Source organism: Bradyrhizobium yuanmingense (assembly GCF_029167105.1).
Taxonomy (GTDB): Bacteria; Pseudomonadota; Alphaproteobacteria; order Rhizobiales; family Xanthobacteraceae; genus Bradyrhizobium; species Bradyrhizobium yuanmingense_A.
Genome location: NZ_JARFML010000022.1, coordinates 21,506 through 45,441, shown reverse-complemented (window position 1 = coordinate 45,441; position 23,936 = coordinate 21,506). Strand labels below are relative to the sequence as shown.

The 23,936-nt window shown below is 65.2% G+C and carries 16 protein-coding genes; 14 read left to right on the top strand and 2 right to left on the bottom strand.

The window, feature by feature from the left end; genetic code table 11:
• Window positions 1-89: 89 nt before the first annotated feature.
• The 5 genes from pbpC (at window position 90) to P0R31_RS25890 (ending at window position 5,992) form a co-directional block, all read left to right on the top strand.
• A complete protein-coding gene (gene pbpC, locus P0R31_RS25910) occupies window positions 90-2,201 on the top strand; it encodes a penicillin-binding protein 1C (protein WP_275517158.1) in 2,112 nt (703 codons plus the stop codon).
• Between the two features lie 50 nt (window positions 2,202-2,251).
• Window positions 2,252-3,994, top strand: coding sequence for an ArnT family glycosyltransferase (locus tag P0R31_RS25905; protein ID WP_275517156.1), 1,743 nt, complete (start codon window positions 2,252-2,254; stop codon window positions 3,992-3,994).
• Window position 3,995: 1 nt separating this feature from the next.
• Window positions 3,996-4,841: a phosphatase PAP2 family protein gene (locus P0R31_RS25900; protein WP_275517154.1), complete on the top strand. Its 846-nt coding sequence runs from the start codon at window positions 3,996-3,998 to the stop codon at window positions 4,839-4,841.
• Window positions 4,842-4,919: 78 nt separating this feature from the next.
• Window positions 4,920-5,657 (top strand): glycosyltransferase family 2 protein, encoded by a 738-nt coding sequence (locus tag P0R31_RS25895; RefSeq protein ID WP_275517153.1) that lies wholly within the window; start codon window positions 4,920-4,922, stop codon window positions 5,655-5,657.
• Window positions 5,654-5,992, top strand: coding sequence for a lipid-A-disaccharide synthase N-terminal domain-containing protein (locus tag P0R31_RS25890; protein WP_025036223.1), 339 nt, complete (start codon window positions 5,654-5,656; stop codon window positions 5,990-5,992). Before P0R31_RS25895 ends, P0R31_RS25890 begins: the two co-directional genes overlap by 4 nt.
• Before the next feature lie 61 nt (window positions 5,993-6,053).
• Here P0R31_RS25890 and metC read toward each other — a convergent pair whose 3' ends face one another.
• Complete coding sequence (gene metC, locus P0R31_RS25885) at window positions 6,054-7,238, bottom strand: cystathionine beta-lyase (RefSeq protein WP_275517151.1); 1,185 nt, start codon at window positions 7,236-7,238, stop codon at window positions 6,054-6,056.
• 397 nt (window positions 7,239-7,635) lie between these two features.
• Between metC and P0R31_RS25880 the strand changes: the two genes are divergently transcribed.
• The 7 genes from P0R31_RS25880 to P0R31_RS25850 all read left to right on the top strand — a co-directional run bounded on the left by P0R31_RS25880 (window position 7,636) and on the right by P0R31_RS25850 (window position 19,217).
• A complete protein-coding gene (locus P0R31_RS25880) occupies window positions 7,636-8,652 on the top strand; it encodes an amino acid ABC transporter substrate-binding protein (RefSeq protein ID WP_275517149.1) in 1,017 nt (338 codons plus the stop codon).
• A gap of 25 nt (window positions 8,653-8,677) precedes the next feature.
• Entirely contained in the window at window positions 8,678-9,883 is a 1,206-nt protein-coding gene (locus tag P0R31_RS25875) for an amino acid ABC transporter permease (protein WP_036027974.1), read from the top strand.
• Complete coding sequence (locus P0R31_RS25870; RefSeq protein ID WP_275517148.1) at window positions 9,880-11,400, top strand: amino acid ABC transporter permease; 1,521 nt, start codon at window positions 9,880-9,882, stop codon at window positions 11,398-11,400. The genes P0R31_RS25875 and P0R31_RS25870 overlap by 4 nt, the downstream gene beginning before the upstream one ends.
• Before the next feature lie 11 nt (window positions 11,401-11,411).
• Complete coding sequence (locus P0R31_RS25865) at window positions 11,412-12,149, top strand: amino acid ABC transporter ATP-binding protein (protein ID WP_275517147.1); 738 nt, start codon at window positions 11,412-11,414, stop codon at window positions 12,147-12,149.
• Window positions 12,150-12,241: 92 nt separating this feature from the next.
• On the top strand, window positions 12,242-14,473 hold the full coding sequence (locus P0R31_RS25860; protein WP_275517146.1) for a tetratricopeptide repeat protein: 2,232 nt from the start codon (window positions 12,242-12,244) through the stop codon (window positions 14,471-14,473).
• 114 nt (window positions 14,474-14,587) lie between these two features.
• Entirely contained in the window at window positions 14,588-16,861 is a 2,274-nt protein-coding gene (locus P0R31_RS25855; protein ID WP_275517145.1) for a tetratricopeptide repeat protein, read from the top strand.
• Window positions 16,862-16,979: 118 nt separating this feature from the next.
• Window positions 16,980-19,217 (top strand): tetratricopeptide repeat protein, encoded by a 2,238-nt coding sequence (locus P0R31_RS25850; protein WP_275517144.1) that lies wholly within the window; start codon window positions 16,980-16,982, stop codon window positions 19,215-19,217.
• A 61-nt stretch (window positions 19,218-19,278) separates the two neighbouring features.
• Here P0R31_RS25850 and P0R31_RS25845 read toward each other — a convergent pair whose 3' ends face one another.
• Window positions 19,279-20,313, bottom strand: a complete 1,035-nt coding sequence (locus P0R31_RS25845) for a cysteine synthase A (protein ID WP_275517143.1) — start codon at window positions 20,311-20,313, stop codon at window positions 19,279-19,281.
• Window positions 20,314-21,039: 726 nt separating this feature from the next.
• Between P0R31_RS25845 and P0R31_RS25840 the strand changes: the two genes are divergently transcribed.
• Together P0R31_RS25840 and P0R31_RS25835 are read left to right on the top strand one after the other, a co-directional pair.
• Window positions 21,040-22,524 carry an efflux transporter outer membrane subunit gene (locus tag P0R31_RS25840; protein WP_275517142.1) on the top strand — a complete coding sequence of 495 codons (1,485 nt, stop codon included), beginning with the start codon at window positions 21,040-21,042 and terminating at the stop codon, window positions 22,522-22,524.
• A complete protein-coding gene (locus P0R31_RS25835) occupies window positions 22,514-23,905 on the top strand; it encodes an efflux RND transporter periplasmic adaptor subunit (protein WP_275517141.1) in 1,392 nt (463 codons plus the stop codon). The genes P0R31_RS25840 and P0R31_RS25835 overlap by 11 nt, the downstream gene beginning before the upstream one ends.
• Window positions 23,906-23,936: the final 31 nt, after the last annotated feature.

Genomic DNA, 23,936 nt, shown 5'->3' with positions numbered 1-23,936 from the left:
GTGAGATGAGCGAGGTCGAGCGACATACACCGTCGTCATGCCCGGGCTTGACCCGGGCATCCACGGCCGCGCCGGCGGTGGGTGTTGGCGTGGATGGCCGGGTCAAGCCCGGCCATGACGGGCTGAGAGGGCGGATCGCCTTTCGCCTTCTCTCGGCAGCCGCGCTCATCCTCATCCTCGCCATCATCGGCTTCGTCGGTTGGGTCTACTCCCTCGGCCCGCTCCCGCTCGACGAAGCCCGCCAGGTTTCAACCACCATCGTCGATCGCAACGGCAAGCTGCTGCGCGCCTATGCGATGGCGGATGGGCGCTGGCGGTTGCCGGTCGATGCCAGGACCAACGTCGATCCGACCTACCTGAAACTGCTGTTCGCCTATGAGGACCAGCGCTTCTACGACCATAACGGCATCGATCCGTTGGCGCTGGGGCGCGCCGCGTTGCAGCTGGGAACGCGCGGCCACATCGTCTCGGGCGGCTCGACCATCACGATGCAGCTGGCCCGGCTGATGGAGCCGCGGCGGCAGCGCTCGCTTTACGCAAAATTGCGGCAGATCGTGCGTGCCATCGAGATCGAGCGCAGCATGAGCAAGGAGCAGATCCTCGATCTCTATCTGGCGCTCGCGCCCTATGGCGGCAATCTCGAAGGCATCCGCGCGGCGTCGATCTCCTATCTCGGCAAGGAGCCGAAGCGGCTGTCGCTGGCGGAGGCCGCGTTGCTGGTCGCGCTGCCGCAATCGCCCGAGACGCGCCGGCTCGACCGCTTCCCGGAGGCTGCGCGCAAGGCGCGCGACCGCGTGCTCGACCGCATGGTCGAGGAGCATGTGGTCAGCGCCGACGAGGCCAATCAGGCCAAGGCGGTGCCGGTGCCGAAACTGCGCAGGCCGATGCCGATCCTGGCGCCGCATGCCTCGGACTTCGCGCTGTCGACGGTCAAGGATACGCCGGTCATCAAGCTGACGCTCGATGCGACCTTGCAGAAGGTGCTGGAGCCGCTGGCGCGCGACCGCGCCATTGCGCTCGGCCCGAACATCTCGGTCGGCATCGTCGTGATCGACAATGAGAGCGGCGACGTGCTTGCCCGCGTCGGCTCGGCCGATTATTTCGACGAGAGCCGGGCGGGGCAGGTCGACATGACCCGCGCCATCCGCTCGCCCGGCTCGACGCTCAAGCCCTTCATCTACGGGCTCGCCTTCGAGGACGGCTTTGTCCATCCCGACAGCTTGATCGACGACCGCCCGGTCCGCTTCGGCTCCTATGCCCCGGAAAATTTCGACATGACCTTCCAGGGCACGGTTCCGGTGAGGAAGGCTCTGCAATTGTCGCTGAACGTGCCGGCCATCGTGCTGCTCGACCGCGTCGGCTCGAGCCGGCTGACCTCGCGGCTGCGGCAGGCCGGCGGCAACCTCGTCCTGCCCAAGGACGAAGCGCCCGGCCTCGCCATGGGGCTCGGCGGCGTCGGCGTGACGCTCCAGGACCTCGCCCAGCTCTATGCCGGCTTCGCCCGCCTCGGGACCACCAAGCCGTTGCGCGAGATCGTCACGGCCAGGGACGATCGGGAGCCGCTGCGGCTGCTGGATCAGGTCGCAGCCTGGCAGGTCGGCAACGTCCTGCTCGGCACGCCCCCGCCGGAGAACGCCGCCCACAACCGCATCGCCTTCAAGACCGGCACCTCCTACGGCTATCGCGACGCCTGGTCGGTCGGCTTCGACGGTCGCATGACCATCGGCGTCTGGGTTGGCCGTCCGGACGGAGCGCCGGTTCCCGGCCTGATCGGACGCGTCGCCGCCGCGCCCATCCTGTTCGATGCCTTCGCCCGCAGCGGCAAGACGCTGGCCGCCTTGCCGAAGCCGCCCAAGGGAACCCTCGTCGCAAACAACGCGAAGCTGCCGCTGCCCTTGAAGCGGTTCCGTCCTGTCGGCGAACTGGTGCGAAGCGGGGGCGAGCAGCCGCTGCACATTCAGTTTCCCCTGAACGGCTCGCGGATCGACGTCGATCGATCGGGTGGCAAGGAGAGCGCGGCGATGCCAGTCAAGGTCGCCGGCGGCGTGCTGCCCATGACCGTCATGGTTAACGGAACCGCGCTCGGCGAGATCGACGGCCGCCGTCAGCGGCTGATCGATCCGCCCGGCCCGGGCTTTGCACGGCTCACCGTGATCGACGCCACGGGCGCCGCGGACACAGTCGTCATTCGAATTCAATGACCCTGCCTTAAGCGGTTGTGGCCATGGCGGTTTCAGCGTAAGCGGAACCAATGGCCGAGACCTACCCCAGCCCCCGTTTTGGAGCCCCCCGCGAGTCGAAATCGCCCACAAATCCGGGCAGCGGGCTCGTGCGCATGCTCGACATCGTCACCGCCAGCCACCCGCGCGCGGTCGGCTTCCTGCTGCTGTGCGCGCTGCTGCTGTTCCTGCCGGGCTTCTTCACCATCCCGCCGATCGACCGCGACGAGGCGCGGTTTGCCCAGGCCACCAAGCAGATGGTCGAGAGCGGCGACTATGTCGACATCCGCTTTCAGGAGGACGTCCGCTACAAGAAGCCGGTCGGCATCTACTGGTTGCAATCGGCAACCGTCGAAGCCGCATCGATGCTCAAGCTGCCGAAGGCCGAATTGCGTATCTGGGTCTACCGGCTGCCGTCGCTGATGGGGGCGATCGGCGCCGTGCTGATGACCTATTGGGCCGCGCTCGGATTCATCACACGACGTGCCGCGGTGCTGGCGGCGCTGATGATGTGCGCCTCCGTGCTGCTCGGCGTCGAGGCGCGCCTGGCCAAGACCGACGCCATGCTGCTGCTCTGCGTGGTCGCCGCGATGGGCGCGATGGCGCGGGCCTATCTGTCCTGGCAGCGCGCCGAGGACGAGACGCATCCGCCCTGGAGCTGGCCCGCGATTTTCTGGACCGCACTCGCGGTGGGCATCCTGATCAAGGGCCCGCTGATCCTGATGTTCGCAGGCCTGACCATCGTCGCGCTCGCGATCCAGGACCGCGACGCCTCCTGGCTGTGGAAGCTGCGGCCTGTCTGGGGCCTGATGTGGATGCTGGTGCTGGTGCTGCCCTGGTTCGTCGCGATCTTCTGGCGCGCGGGCGAGACCTTCTTCACCACCTCCGTCGGCGGCGACATGCTGAGCAAGCTCGGCGCCCAGGAATCGCACGGCGCACCGCCCGGACTTTACCTGGCGCTGTTCTGGATCACGTTCTGGCCGGGTGCGCCGCTGGCGGCGATGGCGGCGCCCGCGGTGTGGCGGGCCCGCCGTGAGCCCGGCGCGCAGTTCCTGCTGGCCTGGCTGATCCCGTCCTGGATCGTGTTCGAGGCGGTGCTGACCAAGCTGCCGCATTACGTGCTGCCGCTGTATCCCGCGATCGCGATCCTCACCGCCGGCGCGGTGGAGCGGCGCGTGCTGTCGCGCTCCTGGCTGATGCGCGGCTCGGCCTGGTGGTTCGCGATCCCCGCAGCCGCCTCCATCATTGCGGTGGTCGGCTCGGTGATACTGACGCGGCAGCCCGCTTTCGCAGCTTGGCCGTTCATCGCGGCCGCGCTGATCTTTGGTCTGTTCGCCTGGTGGCTGTTCGATACCAACCGCGCCGAGCGCTCGTTGCTCAACGCCCTGGTCGCAGGCCTGATGCTCGCCGTGACGATTTACGGCATCGTGCTGCCGTCGCTGACGCCGCTATTTCCCAGCATCGAGATCGCGCGCGCGCTTCGCAACGTCACCTGCATCGGACCGAAGGCGGCTGCGGCCGGTTATCACGAGCCGAGCCTCGTCTTCCTGGCGGGCACCCGGACCTTGCTCACCGACGGCTCCGGTGCGGCGGATTTTCTGCGGCAGGGCAGCTGCCGCTTCGCGCTGATCGAGCAGCGCTCGGAGCGCAGCTTCGTGCAGCGCGCCGAGGCGATCGGGCTGCGTTACAAGGTCGGCGCCCGCATCGACGGCTATAATTTCTCGCAAGGGCGCGCGATCTCGATCTCGATCTTCCGCTCGGAAGGTACCGAATAGGATGCGGGCTCCGACCGACATTGCACCGCATGCCGGCTATCCCGCGCAATTGCTAGCGGTGTCCTGGCGCGCGCTGGCGCAGCTCGTGCGGTCGCCCTCGCACTCGCGCCGCGCCGAGGCCGCCCGGAAGCTGGCGCGGCATTCGCTGTGGCTTGCGGCGGCGGGTGCAGCGCTGGTGATCGTGCTGATGGTCGCGTTCGATCAGACGGAAATCCTGCTGATGCCGCCGCGCGGCACGCCGAGCCTGTGGCCGATCCGCATCCTCACCGATTTCGGCAAGGACGAGTATATCCTCTCGGTGCTGGGGGCTGCGCTGGTGGTGCTGGCGCTCGTCGCGGCTGGGCTGCGTGGGAGCCGCCGCGCGCTGCTGCTCGGCTTCGGCACGCGGCTGCAATTCCTGTTTCTGTCGGTTGCCGTGTCGGCCTTCGTCGCCGAGATCCTGAAATATGCCATCGGCCGCGGACGTCCGTTCGTCGGGGGCAAGGCCAATCCGTTCAACTTCGTCCCGTTCGAGGGGACAGGGGCTTATGCCAGCCTGCCGTCAGGCCACGCCGTGGCCGCGTTCGCCCTGGCGTTTGCCGTCTCGGCACTGTGGCCGCGTCTGCGCGTCTTCATGTTCACTTACGCAATCGTGATCGTGCTGACGCGCCTGGTGTTGCTGGCGCATCATCCGAGCGACGTGGTCGCCGGCGCTCTGGTCGGAACGGTGGGCGCCATGGCGGTTCATTACTGGTTCGCGGCCCGAAAGCTCGGATTTGCCATTCGCGCCGACGGCACCATCGTGCCGCTTTCAGGGACGTTTTCCGATCGCCTTAAAAGGGTTGCCCACCGGGCATCCGCCCCATAAAAGCGGCTGCCTGCCGGGACCGCCGGTTCCCATGGGCAGGTCGATTTGGGCAGGTCAATTCCAACCACGAGCCTCGATTTGTCGACGTCCCAGCCTTCGGTGTCCATCGTTGTTCCCGTGCGCAACGAAGCCGACAACATCGCGCCGCTGATCGCGGAGATCGGCGCGGCACTCGATGGCCGCTGGCCCTATGAGATCATCTACGTCAACGACGGCTCGACCGACGCCACCGGCGAGCGGCTTGGCGCCATCATGAAGCAGCGGAGCAATCTGCGTCAGCTTCGCCATGCACGATCGGGCGGCCAGTCGGCAGCCGTGCGCAGCGGCGTGCGCGCGGCGCGCGGAGAGATCGTGGCGACGCTCGATGGCGACGGCCAGAACAATCCGGCCTTCCTGCCCGACCTGATCGCGGCAGTCGAGAAGGGGGCAGGGCGCGTCGGTCTCGCGGCCGGCCAGCGGATCGGGCGCAAGGACACCGGCTTCAAGAAATTCCAGTCGCGCGTCGCCAACGGCGTTCGCAACGGCATCCTGAAGGACGGCACGCGCGACACCGGCTGCGGGCTGAAGGCGTTCCGCCGCGACGTCTTCCTGATGTTGCCTTATTTCGACGGGCTGCATCGCTTCCTTCCCGCGTTGGTCCGCCGCGAAGGCTACGACATCGCCTATGTCGACGTGATCGACCGGCCGCGCCATTCGGGCGTGTCCAATTATGGTTTCTTCGACCGGCTGTGGATCGGCATCATGGATCTCGCCGGCGTGTGGTGGCTGATCCGCCGCAAGAAGCCGACGCCTGAGGTGACCGAGGTGAACGCATGATCATTCAATACGGTCAGGCGCTGAGCAATTATCTCTATGACGTCTTCGTCGCCAAATTCGACTTCTGGCTGGCATTCGGCCTGGTCGCGCAGCTGTTCTTCACGGCGCGCTTCCTGGTGCAGTGGATCGCGAGCGAGCGCGCCGGCAACAGCGTGGTGCCGATGGCGTTCTGGTTCTGCTCGATGGGCGGCGGGCTGATGACGCTGGTCTATGGCGTCGTGAAGCGCGAGCCCGTCATCATCCTCGGACAGTCGCTCGCGACCATCATCTATATCAGAAACATCATGCTGATATGGAAGAACCGCGGCACCGCCTCGAAGACGCTGGACCGCTGATCCAGCGTTCGGCTCCGTTGAAGCCTGGCACGTTGCTGGGCGAGATGCCCAATCCTGATGCTCACATGGCCGCTTTCAGGGCAGCGAAGCCGCGATCGAGATCGGCCTTGAGGTCGTCGGTGCTCTCGAGCCCGATGTGGAGACGCAGCGTCGGGCCGCCGGGCGCCCATTTGGTCGCGGTTCGATAGGCATCGCAATCGAAGGGAATTGCAAGGCTCTCGAACCCGCCCCAGGAAAAGCCCATGCCGAACAACTTCAGCGTATTGAGCATGGTGTCGACCGCCTTCTGCGGCGCTGGCTTCAGCACGATGCTGAACAGGCCGGAGGCGCCGGTGAAGTCGCGCTTCCAGATCGCATGACCGGGATCAGTCTCAAGCCCGGGATGCAGCACGCGCGCAACCTCGGGCCTCGCCGCCAGCCAGCGCGCCATCTCGAGCCCGGAGCGATGATGCTGCGCCAGCCGCACCGATAGCGTGCGGAGGCCGCGCAGCGCCAGGAAGACGTCGTCGGGACCGGCGCAGACGCCAAGCAGGCGGATGCCTTCGGCAATCATCGGCCAGGCCTTGGCGTTGGCCGAGATGGTGCCGAACATGATGTCGGAATGACCGCCGATATATTTGGTGGCGGCCTGCATGCTGATGTCGACGCCCTGGTCGAGCGAGCGGTGATAGAGCGGCGTCGCCCAGGTGTTGTCGTCGATGACGAGCGCGCCGCGCCCATGTGCGACTTCGGCGATGGCGCGGATGTCGGGCATCTCGAACGATTGCGAGCCCGGCGCCTCCACCAGAACGGCCCGGGTGTTGGGCTTGAACAGCTTGTCGATGCCGGCGCCGATCATCGGATCGAAATAGGTGGTCTCGACGCCGTAGCGCGTGAGCATGCCGTTGCAGAAATTGCGCGAGGGTCGATAGATGCTGTCGACCACCAGGATGTGGTCGCCGGCCTTCAGCACCGAGAGCAGGGTGGTGGAGATCGCCGACAGCCCCGACGGCACGATACCGACGCCGGCGCATTGCGGACCCTCCAGCGCCATCAGCGTCTCCTGGAACGCCTTGGTGGTCGGGGAACCGTGACGGCCGTAGGTGAACTCGCCGCGATGGGCGTGCAGGTCCTCTGCGGTCGGATAGAGCACGGTCGAGCCGTGGAAGACCGGCGGATTGACGAACCCCTTCTGCGCCTTGGTGTCGCGGCCGGAGGTGACCAGCCGGGTCTCGGCGTGCTGCTCTTGGGAGGACGAAGAATCCATGCGCCTGCTTTCAAAACCGCGTTTCCACCGGACGCATCGCGCCCCTGGGCCGGCCGAAAGGCCGCGGTCGTTAATAACAGAACACAGAAGAGTCCCGTCAACCCCTTGACCCGGAACGCCAGTCGTTCTGTGATGCGCAGGTGCTATTCAGTCGCCGCATGTTGAGGGGCCTGCCGCGACCTTCGATCCATTGCCTGACCGGACGTCGCGTCACAGCCAAGAGATGGCGGGCGCCGGCGGCGGGGATGAAGGTATGGCCTCCCGAGATCGGCGAGTGTTCGGCAAGGTTTTCCAGCATGACTCTTGCAAGGCCAGATTCTTGAAGGACCTGGCCTGGCAGAGACGATCCTAAGACAACATTCCTGACCTTGAGACGACCTTGAAAGGCCCAAAGCCCATGAAACGCGTAACCCTGGCTCTCTCCCTTGCTCTCGCCGCCGGCCTCACCGCCCAAGCCGCCGAGGCGCAAACGCTCAAGACCGTCAAGGATCGGGGCATGGTGTCCTGCGGCGTCAGCCAGGGCCTGCCGGGCTTCTCCTCGCCCGACGACAAGGGCAACTGGACCGGCATCGACGTCGACGTCTGCCGCGCCATTGCCGGTGCGATCTTCAACGATCCGACCAAGGTCAAGTTCGTGCCGCTGTCGGCCAAGGACCGCTTCACCGCGCTGCAATCCGGCGAGATCGATGTGCTCTCGCGCAACACCACCTGGACCATCTCGCGCGACACCTCGCTCGGCGCCAATTTCACCGGCGTGACCTATTACGACGGGCAGGGCTTCATGGTGAAGAAGTCGCTCAAGGTGAATTCGGCGCTCGAGCTCAACAGCGCATCGGTCTGCGTGCAGACCGGCACCACCACTGAGCAGAATCTCGCCGACTACTTCAAGGCCAACAACATGAAGTACGAGGTGATCGCGTTCGCCACCAACGACGAGACCGTCAAGGCCTATGAGGCCGGCCGCTGCGACGTCTTCACCACCGACCAGTCGGGCCTGTACGCCAACCGCCTCAAGCTCGCCAGCCCCAACGACCACATGGTGCTGCCCGAGATCATCTCGAAGGAGCCGCTCGGTCCGATGGTGCGGCACGGCGACGACCAGTGGTTCGACATCGTGAAATGGACGCTGTTCGCGATGCTCACCGCCGAAGAGCTCGGCGTGACCTCGAAGAACATCGATGAGAAGGCGAAGCTGGAAAATCCCGAGCTGAAGCGCGTGCTCGGCAGCGACGGCAATTTCGGCGAACAGCTCGGCCTGACCAAGGATTGGGTGGTGCGGATCGTGAAGACCGTCGGCAATTACGGCGAGGTGTTCGATCGCAACGTCGGTGCCGGCTCTCCGCTCGCCATCAATCGCGGTGTCAACAATCTCTGGAACAAGGGCGGTCTTCAGTACGCGCCGCCGATCCGCTGATCAGCCCTGATCGGCCGGCAGCGGCATGAGCACCGAGGCTCGAAAACCGCCGCCCCAGATCGCGTTGAAGATCCGGCGCATTCTGGGCGGCAAGGCAGGCTGGAACGGCGTTGCCGTCCAGTTCGCCTTCGCGGCGATCCTGGGCTGGATCGGCTACGAGATCGTCTCCAATGCGCGGGCCAATCTCGAGAACCAGCACATCGCCGCCGGCTTCGGCTTTCTCAGGAACAATGCCGGCTTCGACGTCAACCAGACCCTGATCTCCTATACCGGCTCGGATACGTTCCTGCGCGTGTTCGTGGTCGGGCTGTTGAATACGCTCGTGGTCTCCGTGGTGGGCATCGTCTTCGCCACGGTGATCGGCTTCATCGTCGCGCTGTGCCGGCTGTCGCCCAATTGGCTGCTGTCGCGGGTCGGCGAGATCTATGTCGAGGTCATCCGCAACCTGCCGCTGCTGTTCCAGATCCTGTTCTGGTATCTGGCGGTGCTCGCGGCCTTGCCCAATCCGCGGCAGAGCATTTCCCTGTTCGGCATTGCCTTCATCAGCAATCGGGGCCTCGTCATTCCCAGCCCGATTGGTCAGAGCGGTCTTGCGCCATTCCTGGCGGTGCTGGCGCTCGGCATCGTCGCCTCACTGGCGCTGCGCGTCTACGCAAGGCGAGCGCTGTTCCAGCGCGGGCAGGTGATCCGCATCTGGCCTTCCGTGCTGGCCCTGTTGTTCGGGCTTCCGCTGGCCACGATGCTGGTGTTCGGTCTGCCCTTCACCTTCGAGCTGCCGCAGCTGAGGGGGTTCAACTTCGCCGGCGGCTCACGCATCATCCCGGAATTCGTGGCGCTGACGGTGGCGCTGGCGACCTATACCGCGGCCTTCATCGCCGAGATCGTGCGCGCCGGCATCCTGTCCGTTCACAAGGGGCAGATGGAGGCGGGATCCTCGCTCGGCCTCAGCCGCGGCGCCACGCTCCGCCTCATCGTCGTGCCGCAGGCCATGCGCGTCATCGTGCCGCCGCTGACCAACCAGTACCTCAATCTCACCAAGAACTCGTCGCTGGCGGTCGCGATCGGCTATCCTGACCTGGTGTCGGTGTTTGCCGGCACGTCGCTGAGCCAGACCGGGCAGGCGATCGAGATCATCGCCATGACGATGGGCGTCTATCTCCTGATCTCGCTCCTGACCAGCGCGATCATGAGCGTCTACGGTTGGCGCGTCAGCCGGAGTCTCGGCGCATGAGCGATGTCATCTCGTCCAGCTTCGTCCGCCAGGACCTGCTCGCCGAGCGTCCCGCGCCGGTGAAGACCACGGGCTTCATCGGCCTGATGCGCACCCGCCTGTTCAACTCGCCGACCAACATCCTGCTGACGATCGTGGGCGCGTTGCTGCTCTGGTTCACCATCGTTCCCTCCGTCAAGTTCCTGATGGTCGATGCGGTCTGGAGCGGTAAGGACCGCACCGCGTGCCTGGCCGAGAACGCCGGCTTTGCGGTCGGCGCCTGCTGGCCCTACATCCAGGCGAAGCTGCCGCAACTGATCTACGGCTTCTATCCCGAGGCCGAGCGTTGGCGGGTGAACTTGACTCTGTTGCTCGCAGTGGTCCTGCTGTTGCCGCTGCTCATTCCGCGGCTGCCGGCCAAGAGCCTGAATGCCGGCCTGTTCTTCGTCGCCTTTCCGGTGGTGGCGTTCTTCCTGCTGCACGGCGGCGGCATCAAGGGCTTCGGGCTGAGCTGGACGGCCGGCCTGCTGCAATTGTTCGACGAGAGCATCGTCGGTGCCGGACAGGCGCTGCTCACCTCGAGCAGGACCTCCGCGGTCGGTCCGCTGCTGTGGGTGCTCGGGAGCCTCATCGTGCTGCTCGGCACGGTGATCCATTGGCTGATCTTTCCGCTCACCTGGCTACGCGATTTTATCCAGGGCACGGGCCAGCCGGTCTGGGCGGATTTCGCCGTCACGGCCGGGATCGTCTGCCTGATCGCCTTCGTTCTCGGCGGCGGCGTTCGCACCGGCGGGCGGGCTCTGGCCTCGAGCATCGCCACCTTCATTGCCATCGCCATCGTCATCAAGCTGATGGATCTCGACCGCGGCGGATTGCCGGTCGTGACGACGAATCTGTGGGGCGGCCTCCTGGTGACGCTGGTGGTGTCCGTCACCGGCATCGTCACCTCGCTGCCGATCGGCATCGCGCTCGCACTCGGCCGCCGCTCGACCATTCCCTTGATCCGAATCTTCTCGATCGCCTTCATCGAGTTCTGGCGCGGCGTGCCGCTGATCACCGTGCTGTTCTTCGCAACCTACATGCTGCCGCTGTTCCTGCCCGGCAATTTCACCGTCGACGGCTTGGTGCGTGCGCTGATCGGCATCGCGCTGTTCACCGGCGCCTATCAGGCCGAGAACGTCCGCGGCGGGCTCGCGGCCATCCCGCGCGGGCAGAGCGAGGCGGCCGCCGCCCTCGGGCTGTCCTGGTGGAAGACGACCTCGCTGATCGTGCTGCCGCAGGGGCTGCGGCACGTCATTCCGAACCTCGTCAACAGCTTCATCTCGCTGTTCAAGGATACCTCGCTGGTCTCGATCGTGGCACTGTTCGATCTGCTCGGCTCGCTGCGCGCCTCGTTCGCGGATCCGAAATGGTCGACGCCCTCGACGGCGTTCACCGGCTTCGCCTTCGCCGGGATCATCTACTTCCTGTTCTGCTTTGGCATGTCGCGCTATTCCTTGTTCGTCGAGCACCGCCTCAACGCCCACCGCCGCAACTGATCGAGGCCACCATGTCCGAGCCCATCGTCAAGATTTCCGGCCTGAACAAATGGTATGGCGAATTCCACGTCCTGCGTGACATCGATCTGGCGGTGCGGAAGGGCGAGCGCATCGTGATCTGCGGCCCCTCGGGCTCGGGCAAGTCAACGCTGATCCGCTGCATCAATGCGCTGGAGGAATTCCAGGAGGGCGAGATCGTCGTCGACGGCATCGAGCTCGGGCCGAACCTCAAGCACGTCGACGCGGTCCGCCGTGAAGTCGGCATGGTGTTCCAAAGCTTCAACCTGTTCCCGCATCTGACCGTGCTCGACAATTGCACGTTGGCGCCGATCTGGGTCCGCAACATCCCCAAGAAGGACGCCGAGGCGGCGGCGATGAAGTTCCTCGAGCGGGTCAAGATCCCGCACCAGGCCAACAAGTTCCCGGGCCAGATGTCCGGCGGCCAGCAGCAGCGTGTCGCGATCGCGCGAGCCCTGACCATGAACCCGAAGGTGATGCTGTTCGACGAGCCGACCTCGGCGCTCGACCCCGAAATGGTCAAGGAGGTGCTCGACACCATGGTCGACCTCGCCGAGGAAGGCATGACCATGCTGGTCGTCACCCACGAGATGGGCTTTGCCCGCGAGGTCGCCAACCGCGTCGTGTTCATGGACGCCGGGCAGATCATCGAGGCCAACACCCCGAACGAGTTTTTCGCCTCCCCGCAGCACGCCCGCACCAAGCTGTTCCTGAGCCAGATTCTGCGCTGAGCCCGGCAAACTGTGGCCTCGCCGGTCTGACCGCAAGCCTGGCACCATCCGAATCGGCTTGCCTCTTTTCGGACCATCTCCGGAGAGAGACCTTGCAGAGCAGTGCCGGCGTGCGCGCATACCAGAATGCGCGACTGGAAAAGAAGCTGAAGAAGCAGGCGGACGCCGTCATGGCCTTCGCGATCGAGGCACTCGGGCAGGGCAGGCCTGATGAGGCCGAGATGCTCTGCCGCGAGATCTTGAAGGAGGTGCCGGATCATTTTCATGCCACGCACCTGCTCGGCCTGCGCGCGTTCGACGGCGGGCGGCTCGATGAGGCGGAATTCCTGCTCGAGCGTGCAATTGCACTCGATCCGCGTTCGCCCGATGCGCACGGCAATCTCGGGGCGGTCTATTTCGCGCTGGAGAAATTCGCTGGCGCCCGCGCCTGCCAGGAGAAGGCCATCGCGCTCAAGCCGAATTGTCCGATCACCCTGACCAATCTCGGCAATACGCTGCTGCACATCGGCCTCGGCAACGAGGCGATCGGGCTGCACGAGCGGGCGATCAGGCTGAAGCCGGATTATGCCGATGCGTTTTGCAACCGCGGCATGGCGGAATTGATGACGGGCCAGTTCGAGCGCGCCAAGGCGAGCTTCGCGCAAGCCTTGTCGTTTCAGCCATCGCACGCCGAGGCGATGGCAGGCAAGGGAATGGTCAACCTCGAGCTCAGGCACTTCGCGGAAGCGGCCGCCGCCTTCGACGCCGCGCTCGCGATCAAGCCGGGTTCGCCGCGGATTCTGCTGCAGCGTGGACGGCTCAATTTGAGTTTAGCTCGGCTGGAGCAGGCGGCCGCGGACCTCGACACGGCGCTGGCGCAATCGCCACGGCTCGAGCTCGCGCTGTGCTGGCGGGCGCAGATCGACATTCTCGCGGGAAACACGGCGCGGGCGATGGCAGGCGTCAAGACGCTGCTCGAGATCAATCCGCAATCCGAGATGGGGTTGGCGCTTTTGGCGGCGTGCCATGTGAACCAGGGAGATATCGGGACCGCGCTCGCACACCTCGACGCGGCACTCGAGATCGCGCCCGACTTTCCGGAGGCGATCGGATACAAGATTTTCGTGCTGGACTACCTGCCGGAGGCCGATTTCGCCGCGCAGCAGGCCGCGCGGAAATACTGGTGGGACGCGATCGGCGCGAAGCTGCAGCAAAGGACGCTGGCGCCGCGGCCGCTCGATCCTGACCGGCGGATCGTGATCGGATACGTCGCATCCGAATTCAGGAACCACTCGGCGGCGTACTCTCTGTTGCCGGTGCTGCGTCATCATGATCACGCCCGGTTCAAAATCGTCTGCTATTCCTGCTGGCCGGTACAGGACGAGATGACGGAGAGATTCAAGCCTCTCGCGGATGTCTTTGTCGATGCCGCACAATTGTCCGACGACGAGCTGGCCGACCGCATCCAGGCCGACGGGATCGATATTCTGATCGACGTCTCCGGGCACACGACCGGCAGCAGGCTTCATGTCTTTGCCCGCAAGCCGGCGCCGATCCAGGTCACAGGCTTCGGGCACGCCACGGGGACAGGCCTTCAAACCATGGACTACGTGCTCGCGGACCCGATCTTCATTCCACAATCGGCGCGTCATCTCCTGGCCGAGAAGGTCCATGACCTGCCGTGCCTGATCACGATCGATCCGATTCTGGACATTCCGCCTTCGCAGCCTCCCATGTTCCGCAACGGCTACGTCACTTTCGGGGTGTTCAACCGCATCTTCAAGATTTCGGACGAGGCCATCCGGGTGTGGTCGAACGTGATGCATGCGGTGAGGGGCTCGAAGATCATCGTCAAGAACGGGCTGCTTGACGATCCATTGTTGCGCGATCGCCTGATCGCGCGGTTCGCGGCACAGGGCATCGCCGAAGCGAACGTCGTCTGCATGGGCTCGACCTCGCGCCCCGAGCATCTACGGGCCTTTGCGATGGTCGACATTTCCCTCGACACCTTCCCGCAGAACGGCGGCATCAGCACTTGGGAGTCCCTCTATGCCGGCGTTCCCGTGGTCGCCAAGCTCGGCAGCGGCGCCTCGTCGCGCGCCGGCGGCTCCATCGTCGCGGCCGTCGGCCTGGAGGACTGGGTCGCCGAGGATGACGCGGGCTATGCCGCGATCGCGTGCAAATATGCGGCGCAGCCGGCCCACCTGGCAAAGCTGCGGGCGGATCTGCCGGCTCGGATCGCAGCCTCGCCGGCTGGCGACGTCGGACTTTACACGCGCGAGGTCGAAGCGGCCTATCGCCGGTTCTGGCGCGATCATTGTGCCGCCGCTTCGGAGGTGGCGTAGGAGGATCTTGCGCCGGGCCCCGGGAAATCCCGGAGGCGAAGGGCTCCGGTGACCGGCGGGCCAAGCTCCGCGAATCAGTTAGACTCTGCTGAGGGCATCCTCCGGAGATACACCTTGCAGAAGAGCGGCGGCGGCGCGCGCGCGTTCCAGAATGCGCGATTGCAGAAGAAGTTGATGAAGCAGGCCGACGCCGTCATTGCCGCTGCAGCGGACGCCTATGGCCAGGGCCGATATGCCGAGACCGAGGCGCTGTGCCGCGAGATCCTGAAAGTCCTTCCGGATCATGTCGATGCCATGCACCTGCTGGGCATGTGCGCCCATGACGGCCGGCGCCTGGAAGAGGCGAGGGAGCTGCTCGAGCGCGTGATCGCGCTCGATCCGCGCCTGCACGATGCCCACAACAACCTCGCGACCGTGCATTTCGACCTCGGCAATCTCGAAGACGCGCGGCGCTGCCAGGAGAAGGCGATCGCGCTGAAGCCGAATTTCGCAGTCGGGCTGACCAATCTCGGCAACACGCTGATGCATCTGGGCCAGTACGCGCAGGCGCTCGAGATGCACGAACGCGCCATCAAAATCAAACCGGACTACGCTGACGCGTTCTGCAATCGCGGCATGATCGAGATATTGCTGGGGCAGGTCACGAAGGCCAAGGAGAGCTTCGATCGCGCCTTGCTGTTTCAGCCGCGCCACGCCGAGGCGATCGTCGGCCTGGGTATGGTCGCCATGGAGCTCCGGCACCACGAGGAGGCGGCGGCCAAGTTTGCCATGGCGCTCGCGATCAAGCCGGGCTCGCCGAGGATCCTGGCCCAGCGCGGACGGCTCAGCTACGAGCTGCAGCGCCTGGAGCCCGCGCTTGCGGACTTCGATGCGGCGCTCGCGGTCTCGCCCAAGCTCGAGCTTGCGCTCCGGGGCAAGGCGCAGGTCTGCCTCGTCATGGGAAAGACCGCCCAGGCGACGGCGGCGGCAGCGGCTTTGATCGAGCAGAATCCGCGCTCCGAGATGGGGCTGGCGCTGATGGGCTTTGCCTATTCGAACCAGGGCGAGATGGACTCGGCGATCGAATATCTCGATCGCGCGCTGGCGATAAGGCCGGACTATGGGGATGCAATCAGGGGAAAGATCTTCCTGCAGGACTATCGCGCCGAGGCCGATTTCGCCCTCCAGCAGGCGGTAAGACGCGACTGGTGGGATCGGATCGGCTCCAAGCAGCCGCGGCGGACGCCGCCGAAGCGGCCGCTCGATCCGGACAAGCAGATCGTGGTCGGCTATGTCGCGGCCGAATTCCGGCAACACTCGGCGGGGCTCACCTTGCTGCCGGTGCTGCGCCATCATGATCACGCCAAGTTCAAGATCATCTGCTATTACTCCTGGCCGGGCGCGGATGAGTACACCGCCAAGTTCAAGGCGCTGGCGGATGTCTGGGTCGACGCCTGGGACCTTTCCGACGACGAGCTCGCCGATCGCATTCAGGCCGACAATATCGACATTCTGATCGACGTTTCCGGCCACACGACCGGCAACAGGCTGCAATGCTTCGCGCGGAAGCCGGCTCCGATCCAGGCCACCGGCTTCGGACACGCGACGGGCACGGGCATGCCGACTATGGATTACGTGCTCGCCGATCCCATCTTCATTCCGCCATCGGCCCGGCATTTGTTTCCGGAAAAGATCTACGACCTGCCGTGCCTGATCACGATGGAGCCGGTGACGAATCTGCAGCCTTCCGAGCTGCCGATGCTCCGCAACGGCTACGTCACCTTTGGCGTGTTCAACCGAATCTACAAAATCTCGGATGATGCGATCCGCGTGTGGTCGCGTATCATGCGGGAGGTGCCGGGATCGAAGATCATCCTCAAGCATGGTTTGCTCGACGATGCCCTGCTGCGCGATAGCCTGATCGCGCGCTTCATCGCGCAGGGAATTGCGGAGGAGGACATCACGTGCCTCGGCACCACCTCGCGCGACGCCCACCTGATGGCCTTCGACAAGATCGATATTTCCCTCGATACGTTCCCGCAGAACGGCGGCATCAGCACCTGGGAATCCCTCTACAAGGGCGTTCCGGTCGTGGCCAAGCTCGGCATTGGAGCCTCCTCGCGTGCCGGCGCCTCCATCGTGGCGGCCGTCGGCCTCGGCGACTGGGTCGGGGAGGATGACGACGGCTATGTCGAGATCGCCCGCAAGTTCGCCTCGCAGCCGGAGTATCTGGCGAAGTTGCGCGCGGGCTTGCCGGCCCAGATCGCAGCCTCGCCCGCCGGCAATGTCGAGATCTACACGCGTGAGCTCGAGGCGGGATACCGAAAGTTCTGGCGCGACTATTGTGCCGCTGCCGCTGAACGCGACGACGCTGCGGGCAGCGGGGCGGACGCACCTGGCGGCTCCTGAGCCGCATCCTACTGGCGAACCCCGGGATATCCCGGACGGATTTCTGCTCCCGCAGCCCGGCCGGGCCGGTCCCCGAATCAGTTAGACTCGGCCTTGGGCCATCTTCCGGAGAGACACCTTGCAGAGCAGCGTCGGCGCGCGCGCATTCCAGAATGCGCGGTTGCAGAAGAAATTGAAGAAGCAGGCCGACGCCGTCATCTCCGCCGCGGCGAGCGCCTATGGCCAAGGCAGATATGCGGAGAGCGAGGCGCTCTGCCGCCAGATCCTGCAAGCCGTTCCGGATCATTTCGACGCCACGCACGTGCTCGGCCTCAGCGTGCAGCAGGGCGGGCGCCTCGACGAGGCCCAACAGCTGCTCGAGCGCGCGATTGCGATCGATCCGCGCTCGCACGAGGCTCAGAGCAATCTCGCGGCCGTCTACTTCGTGCTTCAGAAATTGGAAGCGGCCCGCGGCTGTCAGGAGAAAGCGATCGCGCTGAAGCCGAATTTTACGCCGGCCCTGGCCGGTCTCGGCAACATCCTGCTCCAGATGAACCTGCCCGAACAGGCCATCGAGGTCTACGATCGCGCCATCAAGCTGAAGCCCGACTACGCCGACGCGCTTTGCAATCGTGGCGTGGCGGAGCTGGCGCTGTTCCGGTTTGACCGCGCCAGGGAGAGCTTTGATCGCGCGTTGTTGTTTCAGCCGCGCCACGTCGAAGCGCTCATCGGCAAGGGCGTGGTCAGCATCGAACTCAAGCGCTACGATGAGGCGGAAGCTGCGCTCGCAGCGGCATTCGCGATCAAGCCCGATTCGGCCAAGATTCTGGCGCAGCGCGGACGCCTCAACTCGGCCCTGTCGCGGCTGGAACAGGCGGCGGCGGACTTCGATGCGGCACTTGCACTTTCACCCCGGTTCGAGATGGCCTTGCGGGGCAAGGCGGAGGTCTCGCTCAGCCTGGGAAACACCGCACAGGCGATCCTGGCCTGCACGACCTTGCTCGAGCAAAATCCACGTTCCACAATCGCATTGGCATTGCTGAGCTCCTGTTTCGCAAATCAGGGCGAAATCGCGTCCGCAATCGAACATCTCGACGCCGCGCTGGCGATCTCGCCGGATCCAGACTTGATGGCGCGGAAGATCTACTATCTGGACTTTCTCCCCGACGCCGATTTCACGATCCAGCAGGCGACACGAAAGTCCTGGGGCGAGGCGATCGGTGCCCGCGTGCCGCAGAGGAAGCTCGCCCCTCGGCAGCTCGATCCCGACAGGCGGATCGTGATCGGCTATGTTTCCGCCGAATTCTGGTATCATTCGGCGGCGTTCGGCCTGCTGCCGGTGCTGCGCCATCACGATCATGCCAGCTTCGAGGTCGTCTGCTATTCGTGTTCGCCGACACGAGATGCGATCACAGCCGAATTCAAGTCGGCGGCAGACGGCTGGGTCGATGCCTGGCAGATGTTCGACGACGAACTGGCCGATCGTATCGAGGCCGACAAGGTCGATATCCTGATCGACGTGTCCGGGCACTCGTCGGGCAACAGGCTTCAGGTCTTCGCCCGCAAGCCGGCTCCCATCCAGGTCACGGGCTTCGGACACGCGACCGGCACCGGCCTTCGGACGATGGACTACGTGCTCGCGGACCCCGTCTTCATTCCGCAATCGGCACGGCATCTGCTGGCTGAAAAGGTCTATGACCTGCCGTGCCTGATCACGATCGATCCCATCCTCGATGTGCCGCCTTCGGAGCTTCCCATGCTTCGCAACGGCTACGTCACCTTCGGCGTGTTCAACCGCGTCAACAAGATCTCGGACGAGGCCATCCGGGTATGGTCGAACGTGATGCGGGAGGTGGCCGGATCGAAGGTCATCATCAAGCATACGCTGCTCGACGATCCCCTGGTGCGCGACGGCCTTCTCGCGCGCTTTGTCGCCCACGGGATTGCCGAGGAGAGGATCGCCTGCCTCGGCTCGTCCGAGCGCGCCGATCATCTGCGAGCCTTCGCGTTGGTCGATATTTCGCTCGATCCGTTTCCCCAGAACGGCGGGGTCAGCACCTGGGAATCCCTTTATGCGGGCGTTCCGGTCGTCGCCAAGCTCGGCCACGGCGCATCCTCGCGCGCCGGCGGCTCCATCGTGGCCGCCGTCGGTCTCGGCGACTGGGTGGCCGAGGACGACGAGGGCTACGCCGCTATCGCGTGCAAATTCGCGGCCCAGCCCGCGCATCTGGCAAAGTTGCGCGCGGAATTGCCGGCCCGGATCGCAGCTTCGGCCGCGGGCAACGTCGAAACCTACACGCGCAGGGTCGAGGAGGGCTACCGCAAGTTCTGGCGCGACTATTGTGCCGCGGCCTCGGAAACCGGGCAAGTCGCTTGAGCCGGTCGAACTGCGCAGATTTTGTGGATCTGCGCCCTCGGCCCGATCACGTGCGCGATGATCAAACGAAGGGCGGCTTGATGTTGCTGCGCTTCTCCAGCCATTCCGGAACCGGCAGGTTCTTGGCGCGCATGAAGTCGGCGTTGAACAGCTTCGACAGATAGCGGCTGCCGGAATCGCACAGGACGGTGACGATCGTCTTGCCGGGCCCGAGCTGCTTCGCAAGCCGCATCGCGCCGACGACATTGATGCCTGTCGAGCCGCCGAGGCACAGACCTTCGTGCTGGAGCAGCTCGTAGATCGCACTGACGGCGTCGGTGTCGGGAATGAGATAGGCGTCGTCGACCTTGGCGGTCTCGACGATCGCGGTGGCGCGGTTGAGGCCGATGCCCTCCGTGATCGAGCCGCCCGGCGTCGCCTTGGCATCGCCGGTCCTGAAATATTCGTACATGCCGGCACCGTGCGGATCGGCGCAGGCGATGCGGATGTTCTTGTTCTTCTCCTTCAGATAGCGGCTGACGCCGGCGAGCGTGCCGCCGCTGCCGACCGAGCAGACGAAGCCGTCAACCTTGCCGCCGGTCTGCTCCCAGATCTCAGGCCCCGTGGATTCGTAATGCGCCTTGGCGTTGTCGAGGTTGTTCCACTGGTCGGCGAACAACACACCATTGGGCTCGGTCTTGCGGAGCTCATCGGCGAGCCGCCGACCGACATGCTGGTAGTTGTTGGGGTTGGCGTAGGGAAGGGCCGGCACTTCGATCAGCTCGGCACCGCAAAGCTTCAGGAAGTCCTTCTTCTCCTGGCTCTGCGTCTCCGGGATCACGATCAGGGTGTGGTAGCCGCGCGCGCTCGCAACGACGGCAAGGCCGATGCCGGTATTGCCGGCTGTCGCTTCCACCACCAGTCCGCCGGGCTTCAGCTCGCCGCGCTTCTCGGCCTCCAGGATCATCCATTTGCCGGCGCGGTCCTTCACCGACTGACCGGGATTCATGAACTCGGCCTTGCCCAGGATGGTGCAGCCGGTCAATTCCGAAGCGCGCTTGAGCTTGATGAGGGGGGTGTTGCCGATGGCTTCGACAACGTCGTTGCGAATGGTCATGTTGGGGGAAATCACTACCAAGGGGTTGATCGGCTTTGGCCCGAACCTAGTGCTTGGGAGGCCAAAGGGGAAGGCTTTTGCGCTGCGGTGAACCCGACAGAAACGCCCGCGGAAACAGTGATATGCCCGAGACGAGACCGGCGCTGATGCGCGCGGCCGCGAGGCGGGATATCGGTAGGAGGAAACGACCGAACCCCGGCCAGGGCACGAAACGATTGCGCTCCCGATCAGCACTGTCGCGACCGATTCTTGCCACTGGCGAGACGGGTCGCGACAGGACAGGTGGACTGCGGTGACGGCCCAAGAGATATCGGCACGTTGGACGGCTTCGTTTTCGGCAAGATTGACGAGTGTTGCGCGTCGCCCGGAGGGTGGGACTGAGCTGAAGGCGTGCAACGCGGTCGGAATAAAGAGCGAAGCTAAGGGTGTGGCCGCGATATCACATGAAATCTTGGTAAGCTTGCTTACGTTTCCCAATGTTTCGCAATGAAGGAAGTCTCTGCGAGACAGGTGCTTTTCGCATTCTAGTCGGTTCGCTCCCGCCTCGTTGGCACGGGCATCTCGCAATTGCGGCACTGTCCCGCCGTTCCGCGCCCGGCTAGTATGAAGCTTAAGTTCCGCAGAAAGCATCATGACTGTGAGCGCGTCGTCCAAAGCCTCCCGATCATCCCGCCGCGAATCGGTTAATCCGGCAGCGTTGCGGCGGCTTGATCTGCCCGGCGGGGGGTGGATGTGACACAGCAAGTTCCAGTGATCGCCTCGCGGCGGTCTCTCGGTTCTGCATTCGGGACGCTGCGCGCGGCGCGATGGATTGCGGTGCTGTGCCTCGCCGCCGGCTCGGGGGCGTGCGTGCTGACCCAGGATCTTCCCGATCCCGCGCTCGACGTTCCCACGCACTACAAATATGCCGGCAGGGGCGATGCGCCGCCGTCGCTGGATTGGTGGCGCGGCTTCCGCTCTGCGGAGCTGGCGCAGCTGATGGAGGAGGCGCAGACCGTCAACCTCGACATCGCCGCGGCCGTGGCGCGCATCGTCCAGGCCGACGCCCAGGCGCGGCAGGCCGGCGCGGCGCTGCTGCCGAGTGTCTCGACAGGCGGATCAGAAACCTATTCGCGCACATCGGGCTCGAGCGCTTCGGGGTTGTCCATCGGCGGGCGCGAGGTTGTCAATTATTCGGCCTCGCTGAGCGCGAGCTATCAGCTCGATTTCTGGGGCCAGAACCGCGACGCGCTGCAGTCGGCAGAGGAGACGGCGAACGCCAACCGTTTCGATCGCGACACGGTCGCGCTGACTACGCTCGCCGCCGTCGCCAACGCCTATTTCCAGGTGCTGGCCTCGCAGGACCGCATCAGGACCTCACAGCGCAACATCGCGAGCGCCCAGCGCATCCTCGATGCGGTCAGGGAGCGCCGCAGGGCCGGCACCGGCACCGATCTCGACGTCGCCCAGCAGGAGAGCGTGCTGGCGAACCAGAAGGCGCTGGTGCCGCCGTTGCGCCAGACGCTGGACCAGAACATCAATGCGCTCGCCGTGCTGGTGTCGCGGCCGCCGGAGAGCGTGCGCGTCCACGGCGGCTCTCTGGACCGGATCGCGATCCCGCGCGTGACGCCCGGCCTGCCGTCGGAGCTGCTGACGCAGCGGCCGGACATCCGCCGACAGGAGGCGCAGCTCGCCTCGGCCACTGCCAACATCGGCAATGCCCGCGCGCAGTTCTTTCCGACCATCCAGCTCACCGGCAATGGCGGCTATCAGAGCTCGGCGCTGGTCTCGCTGTTCCAGCCGCATGCGGCCTTCTTCCAGCTCGTCGGCAGCGCGACACAGCCGATCTTCGACGGCGGCAGGATCCTCGGCAATTTCGAGTTGGCCAAGGCGCGGCAGGACGAGCTGCTGCAAACCTATCGCAAGACCATCATCCAGGCCTTCGCCGACGTCGACAACGCGCTGTTCTCGATCAAGCAGACCACGATCAGGCTGCAATTGCAGCGTGACGTCGTCGCCGCCTCGCGCCGCGCCTTCGATCTCTCCGAGCAGCAATTGCGTGCCGGCACCGCCGACATCGTGACCGTGCTCAACACCCAACTGACCCTGTTCCAGGCGGAAGATGCGCTGTCGCAGGCCCAACTCGCACGGCTTCTGGCCATCGTCAGCCTGTACCAGGCGCTCGGCGGCGGCTGGGAGCCGCGAATGGAGAAACCGGTCAATGCTCTTTAAGCCGGACACCAAGCAGGGCGCGGGAGAGGGGACGGCGAAGAGATCGCGCGGCCGCGGCATCGTCATGACCCTGGTCACGCTCGCGATCCTCGGCGGCCTCGGCTATGTCGGCTGGATCGTCATGCAACAGCAGCAGACGAACAACCGCAATCAGCGCCCCGATCTGCCGGTGCCGGTGCTGGCGGCGAGCCCGCGCATCCAGGACGTGCCGGTTTATCTCGACGGCGTCGGCGCGATCCGCGCGCTCAACACCGTGACCGTGCGCTCGCAGGTCGACGGCAAGCTGATCGCGGTCAATTTCACGGAAGGTCAGGACGTCAAGAAGGGCGACGTGCTCGGCGAGATCGATCCGGCGATCTATCAGGCGCAGTACGACCAGGCGGTTGCCAAGAAGGCGCAGGATCAGGCCCAGCTCGCCAACCAACGCATCGACCTCGCGCGCTACGAGCAGCTCGCCGCCTCCAACGCCGGCTCCAAGCAGCAGGCCGACACCCAGCGTGCGCTGGTCGCGCAGACCGAGGCGCTGGTCAAGGCCGACCAGGCTGCGATCGACAACGCGGCGGCGACGCTGAGCTACACCAAGATCGTGGCGCCGATCTCGGGCCGCGTCGGCCTGCGCCTGGTCGACCAGGGCAACATCATCCATGCCTCCGACACCACGGGCCTCGTGGTGATCACGCAATTGCAGCCGATCGCGGTGTGGTTCAGCCTGCCACAACAGCAGATCATGCGCGTCAACGCGGCGGCGGCGAAGGGGCCGCTCGCGGTCGACGTGTTCGGCAATGACGGCATCACGGTGATCGATACCGGCAAGCTCACCGGCATCGACAACCAGGTCGACCAGACCACCGGCACGCTCAAGCTCAAGGCCGAATTCCCCAATGCCAATTACCAGCTCTGGCCGGGCCAGTTCGTCAATGTCCGCCTCAAGGTCGAGACCTTGACGCAGGCGTTGGTGGTGCCGACCTCGGCGGTGCAGCGCGGCCCGATCGGCACTTTCAGCTACGTCATCGGCGCGGACAACATCGTCTCGGCCAAGCCCGTGACGGTGACCCAGCAGAACGAGCATGACGCCGTGATCGCCAGCGGCCTGTCGGCGAGCGACAGGGTGGTCACCACGGGCTTCGCAAATCTGTCCGACGGCTCCAAGGTGATCGTCGGCCGCGACGACCAGACTCCGTCGGCCGATCTTGCCCCGCGCAAGCGCACGCGCGCGCCGGACGCCCAAAAGAAGGATGGCGCCAACGAAGGCCAGAAGGACGGGCAGGGCAAGGACGGCGAGTTGCGCGCCAAGCGCAAGAGCAGCGAAGGCGACCAGAAGGGGCAGACAGGACCGGCGCCGGGGCCGGGGGCATCGGAAAGTGGAGCCAAGCAGCCATGATCCCGACAACAGCCGCTTGAAGCGGCAGGCA

What these genes read in the sequence shown, in the direction of transcription:
- P0R31_RS25875 (WP_036027974.1), top strand. Translation starts at nt 8,678, where the DNA reads ATGAGCACCGAGGCTCGAAAACCGCCGCCCCAGATCGCGTTGAAGATC.
- P0R31_RS25870 (WP_275517148.1), top strand. Translation starts at nt 9,880, where the DNA reads ATGAGCGATGTCATCTCGTCCAGCTTCGTCCGCCAGGACCTGCTCGCC.
- P0R31_RS25835 (WP_275517141.1), top strand. Translation starts at nt 22,514, where the DNA reads ATGCTCTTTAAGCCGGACACCAAGCAGGGCGCGGGAGAGGGGACGGCG.
- P0R31_RS25880 (WP_275517149.1), top strand. Translation starts at nt 7,636, where the DNA reads ATGAAACGCGTAACCCTGGCTCTCTCCCTTGCTCTCGCCGCCGGCCTC.
- P0R31_RS25900 (WP_275517154.1), top strand. Translation starts at nt 3,996, where the DNA reads ATGCGGGCTCCGACCGACATTGCACCGCATGCCGGCTATCCCGCGCAA.
- P0R31_RS25905 (WP_275517156.1), top strand. Translation starts at nt 2,252, where the DNA reads ATGGCCGAGACCTACCCCAGCCCCCGTTTTGGAGCCCCCCGCGAGTCG.
- P0R31_RS25865 (WP_275517147.1), top strand. Translation starts at nt 11,412, where the DNA reads ATGTCCGAGCCCATCGTCAAGATTTCCGGCCTGAACAAATGGTATGGC.
- metC (WP_275517151.1), bottom strand. Translation starts at nt 7,238, where the DNA reads ATGGATTCTTCGTCCTCCCAAGAGCAGCACGCCGAGACCCGGCTGGTC.
- P0R31_RS25890 (WP_025036223.1), top strand. Translation starts at nt 5,654, where the DNA reads ATGATCATTCAATACGGTCAGGCGCTGAGCAATTATCTCTATGACGTC.
- P0R31_RS25845 (WP_275517143.1), bottom strand. Translation starts at nt 20,313, where the DNA reads ATGACCATTCGCAACGACGTTGTCGAAGCCATCGGCAACACCCCCCTC.